Genomic DNA, 7,015 nt, shown 5'->3' with positions numbered 1-7,015 from the left:
AAGCGTGTCCGGGCCGGCGGCCCAGCCGTCATGCGGCAGGCGGTAGAGCAGTTCAAAGGCGGTGACGCCCGCCGCGGCCAGCCGGCGTGCGACTTCACCCCCCGTGCGGCCGGTCGCGACACGGGCATAGCCGCCACCGGGACAGATCAGCACGGCGGCACCATTGGGGCGATCGGGATGCACGACGGTGAGCATCGGCGTCGCGACATGCGGCCAGGCTATGTCGTCCGGCTTGTTTTCCGGTGAGCGAAAGACGGTCTGGTCGGTTACGTCCAAGCCCTCGCCACCGGGCGGGCGTCCGGGCCATAGCGGCAGGCGCTCGACACGCGGCGCAGGCGCGGCGGCAGCGGGGAGGGGAAGCAGACCGGTCATTCCGGCGGCGAGCAGCATGCGGCGTGACGTCCCGTCCATCTCCATCCGCATCTTACCTTCACCCGGTTTCCGGCCGATCGTGCAGCGCGTTACCGCGCAATGCAATGGCGCGGCCGAGGGCGGTACCGCATCAGGGATTGATCGCTCATAAATCGCTGTTACGGTATACGAAATACCGGCACTCCGGATCGTGTCGCGTTGGGAGTGATGATGTCGGTACGCTTATCGCTGTTGGTCGGGCTGCTCGCGGCTCCTGTGGTGGCACAACAGGCCGAATGGGAACGACCCGAGGTGATCCGCGAAGGCGCCGAGCCGATGCACGCGACCTTTGCCGGGTTCGACACCAGGCAGGCGGCGCTGAAGGGTGATGTCCGCCGGTCGCGCTATCACCTGTCGCTGGACGGCGACTGGCGGATGAAGCTGGCACCCAATCCGGAGGCACGGCCCAAGGGGTTCGAGCAACCGGGATATGATGTCGCAGGCTGGGGCACGATGCGCGTGCCGGGCATCCTGCAGGCGGAGGGACATGGCAGCCCGGTCTTCGTCGGCAGCGGTTATCCGTTTCCGCGCAACCAGCCCTTCATCGATCATAGCGTCAACGAGGTGGCATCCTATCGCCGCGACGTCATGGTGCCCGCGCACTTTGCCGGGCGACGGCTGTTGCTGACGATCGGCGCGGCCGGTGCGGCCTATTATCTGTGGGTGAACGGGCAGCGGGTCGGCTATTCGGAGGACTCCAAGCTGCCGGCCGAGTTCGACGTGACCGCGCAGATGCACACCGGGCGTAACACCGTGGCGATCGAGCTGTATCGCTATGCCGATGGCAGTTACCTGGAGGACCAGGATTTCTGGCGGGTCAACGGGATCGAGCGGAGCGTGACGTTGTATGCCGCGCCCGCCACGCATATCCGCGATCTTGACGTGTCGGCGGGGCTGGACACGGGATACCGGGACGGGCGGCTGAAGCTGGGGGTGGCGGTGGCCGGGGCGGCGCAAGGCGTGCGGGTCCGCGCCAGCGTGCTGGACGGCGCGCGGCCGGTGCTGGTTCGCGAAGGGGCGCCGGGGGCAGACCGGATCGCGACGCTGGATGGCGACATTTCGGCCGTGCGGACATGGAGCGCGGAGGCACCGGCGCTCTACACGCTGCTCGTCGAACTGCTCGATGAGAAGGGCAAGGTGATCGAGGCAACGAGCCGGCGCATCGGTTTCCGCACCGTGGAGATCAAGGGCGGCGAGGTGCGGGTGAACGGGCGTCGGATCATGATCCGCGGCGTGAACCGGCACGAGCATGACCCGCATACCGTACGCATCGTCTCCGATGCCACGCTGCGCCGCGACCTGGAGTTGATGAAGGCCGGCAACGTCAATGCGCTGCGGCTGTCGCATTATCCCAATGACGAGCGCATCTATGCGCTGGCCGACGAGATCGGCCTGTACCTGATGGACGAGGCCGATATCGAGAGCCACGGCTATCTGAGCCTGTTCCAGCAGACCCGGGACGAGAGCGTGCTGCTGGGCCACAAGCCGGAATGGAAGGCGGCGCATCTGGACCGGGTGCAGCGCATGGTAGAGCGGGACAAGAACCACCCGTCGATCATCTTCTGGTCGCTGGGCAACGAGACGGGGACCGGCCCCAATTTCGAGGCGGCGGCGAAGTGGGTGAAGGCGCGTGACCCGTCGCGGCTGGTCAGCTTTCTGGGGCACAGCATGAGCGGCTGGCGCCATCCGGTGAACGACTATGTCGATATCTTCGCACCCATGTATGACGATGTCGAGAAGATCGCCGATTATGCGGTGCGTCCGGAATTCAGCCAGCCGCTGATCCTGTGCGAATATGCGCATGCGATGGGCAACAGCCTGGGCAATTTCCAGGATTATTGGGATGTGATCCGCGCGCACCCGAAGTTGCAGGGCGGCTTCATCTGGGACTGGGTGGACCAGACCCTGATCGCCAAGGACAAGGCCGGCCGCGATTACTGGGCGCAGGGCCCGGACTTCCCCAATAAGGGCGGCGACGACAGCCCGGTCGGCGACGGGGTGATCCGGTCGGACCGGACGCCCGACCCGGAATATTACGAGATGGCCAAGGTGTATGCGCCGGTGGCGTTCGAGCGGATGGCGCCGGGCTATGTGGTGGTCAATCGCAACGATCATGTCGACCTGTCGGGCTACACGCTGGACTGGGCGATGCTGGAGGACGGGGTCGAGGTGGCGCGGGGCGATATCCCGGTGCCGGTGGTGGCGCCGGGCGGACGCGCGCCGTTGCAACTGACGCCGCCGGCGGCGCGCGATCCGGGGGCGGAGCGGCGGCTGGTGCTGCGCGCCCGGTCGAAGGCAGGGGCGATCCCGCTGGTGGAAGCCGGGCATGTGGTGGGCTGGGAGCAGTTCGCGCTGACCGGGCCGCGGGCCTTGCCGGCGGTGGCGGCAGGCGTGACCCCGGTCGACGGGGAGGCGGTGCTGCGGCTGGCGGCGGGCGACGCGGTGCTGGAGGTGGACAAGGCGAGTGGCCTCCTGCGTGGCTATACGCGGGGCGGGCGCACGCTGCTGACCGGCGGGGCACCCGATTTCTGGCGGGCGCCGACCGACAACGATATCGGCACGAGCGTGCCGACCAGCCATGCGATGTGGAAGCAGTTCAGCGAGAACCGGCGCACCGACGCGGTACGGATCGACGGTGACGCGATCGTCGTGATGCATGACATGGGCGTCGGATCGGTCAAGATGGAAACACGCTGGACAATGGCGCCGGACGGCACCGCGCGCGCGGACGTGGCGTTCACGCCGCTGCGCGACGACCTGCCCGATCCGCTGCGCGTCGGGCTGCAGTTCCGCACGCCGCCGGTGCTGAGCCGGGTGCGGTGGTACGGCCGAGGGCCGCATGAAACCTATGTCGATCGCCAGACGAGCGGGTTGGTCGCCGAGTGGCGGGGCACGCTGGCCGAGCAATATCACGGCTATGCCCGGCCGCAGGAAAGCGGGACCAAGCAGGACGTGCGCTGGATCGCGTTGGAGGACGCGGCGGGCAAGGGGGTGAAGCTGACCGGTGGACAGCCGCTGGCGGTGAATGCGCTGGCCTTCCCTTATGCCGACCTTGCCATGCAGCCGCCGGGCAAGGCGCATAGTTCGGACATCCGGCCGCATGGCGACGGCACGCTGCTGGTCGATGCCGCGCAGGGTGGTGTCGGCGGCGATACCGGGTGGAGCCTGGATGGCCGGGCGCACATGAAATACCGGGTGCCGCTGAAGCCGATGACGTGGTCGTTCACCTTGGGAGCGGCGCGATGAAGGCGCTGCTGATCGCGCTGTCGCTGATGCAGGCGGCGGCGCCGGCCGCGGTTCCGGCGGAGGATGTGACGGAACGGTCGATCGGCCTGCGCGAGCAATGGCAATGGTTGACCCGCGATATCGCCTTTCCGGCGGAATGGGACGGTGATGGTCGCCACTTCCATTATCGCAAGACGGTGGCGGGGGGCTTCGCCTTTATCGATGTGGATGCGGCAACGCAGGCTAAGCGGCCGGCCTTCGATGCGGCCGCGCTGGCGCCGGCGCTGGCGAAAGTGCTGGACCGGCCGGTCGATCCGCTGCGCCTGCCGTTCGAGCATTTCACGTACCAGGACGGACGCGGGGCGATCGTCGCGCTGATCGATTATCAACCCTATCACTGTACGCTGGCGGCGCCGCGATGCGAGAAGGTGGTGGATCGCCACCGGCCGCGCGGGTTCGGCGTGGTGCGCGACCTGAGTGTGCCGGCGCTGAACGATCCCCAGCCCTCGCCCGACGGGCGTCTGGAAGCGCTGGTGGTGGACGACAATCTGGTGGTGCGTGACGCAGGCGGCGGGCGCGAGCGGTGGCGCAGCGCCGATGGCAGCGCGGGCGACTTCTACGACCCCGAAAGCATCGCCTGGGCCCCCGATGGGCGCCATATCGCGGCCTACCGGGTCCGGCCGGGTTATCGCCGGATCGTGACACGCGTCGTATCATCACCACCCGGCCGGGTGCAGCCGGTGCTGGCCGAGCAGCTTTATCCCAAGCCCGGCGATGCGGTGGACCGGGAGCAGCCGATGATCTTCGACACCGCCACCGGGCGGCGGACGGAAGTGGCGGATGCGTTGTTTCCCAATGCGTACAGCCTGTCGGGCCTGCGCTGGCGCAAGGACGGGCGCAGCGTGGCGTTCGACTATCTCAGGCGCGGCTTCGGCCAGGCCAGGGTGATCGCGGTCGATGCGACAAGCGGCGTGGCGCAGCTTGCGGTGACGGAGGATGCGAAAACCTTCGTCCATGCCGAACGGCGCTTCCTGCACGATGTGGGTGATGCCGGGCGCGAACTGATCTGGGCATCCGAACGCGATGGCTGGCGACATCTCTACCTGATCGACGGCGCGACCGGGCGGGTGAAGCGGCAGATCACCCGGGGCGACTGGGTGGTGCGCGATATCGCGCATGTCGACGATGCGAAGCGCCGCATCTGGTTTTCGGCAAGCGGGGTGACACCGGGCGAGGACCCGTATCACAAACACTGGTTCCGGGTGGATTTCGACGGGCGCAATCTCGTTCGCCTGACCGATGGCGACGAGATGCACGAGGCCAGTTTCTCGCCGGACGGTACGCGCTTCGTGGATGTGCGGTCGCGCACCGACCGGCCGGAGGTGGCCGAGCTGCGCGATGGCGAGAGCGGCCGGGTGATCGCGGTGCTGGAACGCGGCGACGTGCGCGCGCTGACCGCCGCCGGCTTCCGCCCGCCGGAAACCTTTGTCGCCAAGGGGCGCGACGGGCGCACCGATATATGGGGGCTGGTAGTGCGCCCGCGCGATTTCGATCCCGCCAAGCGCTATCCGGTGATCGAGAACATCTATGCCGGCCCGCATGACAGCTTCGTGCCCAAGGGCTTCTGGCCGTTCGGCGGCTTTTCCGGCGGCGACAAGGCGATGGGAATGCAGCAGATCGCCGATCTGGGCTTCATCGTGGTGATGATCGACGGAATGGGGACGGCGAACCGGTCCAAGGCGTTTCACGACGTGGCGTGGAAGAACCTGGACGATTCGGGGTTCCCCGACCGGATCGCCTGGATCAAGGCGCTGGCGGCGAAGGATCCGGCGGTCGATGTGTCGCGGGTCGGCATCTATGGCGGGTCGGCCGGAGGGCAGAGTACGCTGAACGCGCTGCTCTTCCATCCCGACTTCTACAAGGCGGGGGTCGCCTATGCCGGGTGTTTCGACAACCGGATGGACAAGATCGAGTGGAACGAACAGTGGCTCGGCTGGCCGGTCGACCAGAGCTATCTGGATGCATCGGGCGTGGTGCATGCCGCCAGGTTGCAGGGCCGGTTGCTGATGGTGGTGGGCGAGCAGGACTCGAACGTCGACCCTGCCTCGACGATGCAGGTGGTCGATGCGCTGATCCGGGCGGACAAGGACTTCGAGCTGCTGGTGGTGCCGAACGGCGAACACGCGGCGGGGCGGACGACGGGTCCGGTCCGCTATGCGCAGCGGCGGCAATATGACTTTTTCCGCCGCGCGCTGCTGGGTGAGCAGGTGCCGAACCGTAACGCGCGCTAACCCTGCTGCCAGCCGCCGCCCAGCGCCAGAAAGAGCTGGACCTGATCGGCGGCGAGGCGGCTTTCGGCGGCGGCCAGCGTCTGTTCGGCGGCGATCGCGGTACGCTGCGCATCCAGCACGGGCAGGAAACCGCTGCGCCCGGCCCAGAACAGCGTTTCGGCGTCGCGCGCGGCGCGGTCCGCCTGCGCGCGGGCATCGCGCAGGGCCGCCGTCCGGTCCAGGTCGCGGGCGTAGATGGTCAGCGCCGTTTCCGTCTCGCGCAGCGCCTCCAGCACCGTGCCGTCGAAACGGGCAAAGTCCGCGTCGATCGCCGCCTGCGTCGCCGCGATGCGCGCGCGGACGCGGGTGCGGTTGGGGAACTGCCAGTTGATGAGGGGGCCGATCGAGAATTTGAAGGTGTCGCCGGCGAAGAGGTTTTGGGCGAGGCCGACCGAGCCGAGCGATGCGCCGAGGGAGATACGCGGGTAGAGGTTGGCGGTGGCGACGCCGAGCCGTGCAGTGGAGGCGTGGAGGCGCCATTCCGCCTGGCGGATGTCGGGGCGGCGGGCGATGAGGGCGGCGCCGTCGCCGATGGGGATCGGGCGGGCGAGCCTCGGCTCGGTGGTGCAGGCGGCGGCCGCGGCGTCGACCTGCGCGGGCGGGCGGCCGGTGAGGGTGGCGAGGCGGAACAGGGCAACCTGGCGGGCGGCGAGCAGGCCGGGGAGGGAGGCGCGGACCTGTGCCTCCTGCGCGGCGGAGCGGGTGGTGTCGAGCGAGATGCCGCGGCCGGCGCGGACCAGGCGACGGGTCATCTCGGTGGTGCGACGTTGCAGGGCGAGCGCACGCTCGGCGACCGCGATCTCGCGCGCGGCGGAGCAGGCGGCGAGATAGGCGCGCGTCGTATCGGCGGCGACGGTGACGCGAACGCCGTCGCGCGCGGCCTGGGTGGTGGCGAGGTCGGCGTCGGCCGCCTCCACCGCACGGGTGATCTGGCCGGCGAGGTCGATCTGATAGGAGACGGTGGCGCCGCCCGAATAGACGAAATTACTGGGCAAGGCGGCGCCGGGGAGCAGTTCCTCCTCGGCGGAACGCTGCGCATAGGCGCCGAC

At 68.6% G+C, this 7,015-nt stretch carries 3 protein-coding genes and 1 pseudogene; 2 read left to right on the top strand and 2 right to left on the bottom strand.

Going from position 1 to position 7,015, the window contains the following annotated elements; translation table 11 throughout:
• Positions 1-411: pseudogene (locus tag Q0U08_RS15920) on the bottom strand (alpha/beta hydrolase); the annotation flags it as partial.
• Between the two features lie 171 nt (positions 412-582).
• Between Q0U08_RS15920 and Q0U08_RS15915 the strand changes: the two are divergent.
• Positions 583-3,657, top strand: a complete 3,075-nt coding sequence (locus Q0U08_RS15915; protein ID WP_298092539.1) for a glycoside hydrolase family 2 TIM barrel-domain containing protein — start codon at positions 583-585, stop codon at positions 3,655-3,657.
• Positions 3,654-5,927 carry a S9 family peptidase gene (locus Q0U08_RS15910; protein ID WP_298092538.1) on the top strand — a complete coding sequence of 758 codons (2,274 nt, stop codon included), beginning with the start codon at positions 3,654-3,656 and terminating at the stop codon, positions 5,925-5,927. The genes Q0U08_RS15915 and Q0U08_RS15910 overlap by 4 nt, the downstream gene beginning before the upstream one ends.
• On the opposite strand, the gene Q0U08_RS15905 is transcribed toward Q0U08_RS15910, so the two are convergent.
• Positions 5,924-7,015 (bottom strand): TolC family protein (locus Q0U08_RS15905; protein WP_298092537.1); only part of this gene is annotated, 1,092 nt, incomplete at its 5' end. The two genes, Q0U08_RS15910 and Q0U08_RS15905, sit on opposite strands and share 4 nt — an antisense overlap.

Origin of the sequence: uncultured Sphingomonas sp. (assembly GCF_946477935.1) — a bacterium.
In the GTDB taxonomy this organism is placed as follows: domain Bacteria; phylum Pseudomonadota; class Alphaproteobacteria; order Sphingomonadales; family Sphingomonadaceae; genus Sphingomonas.
Note: the sequence above shows the minus strand (reverse complement) of the source record. Positions and strands in the feature narration are given on the sequence as shown.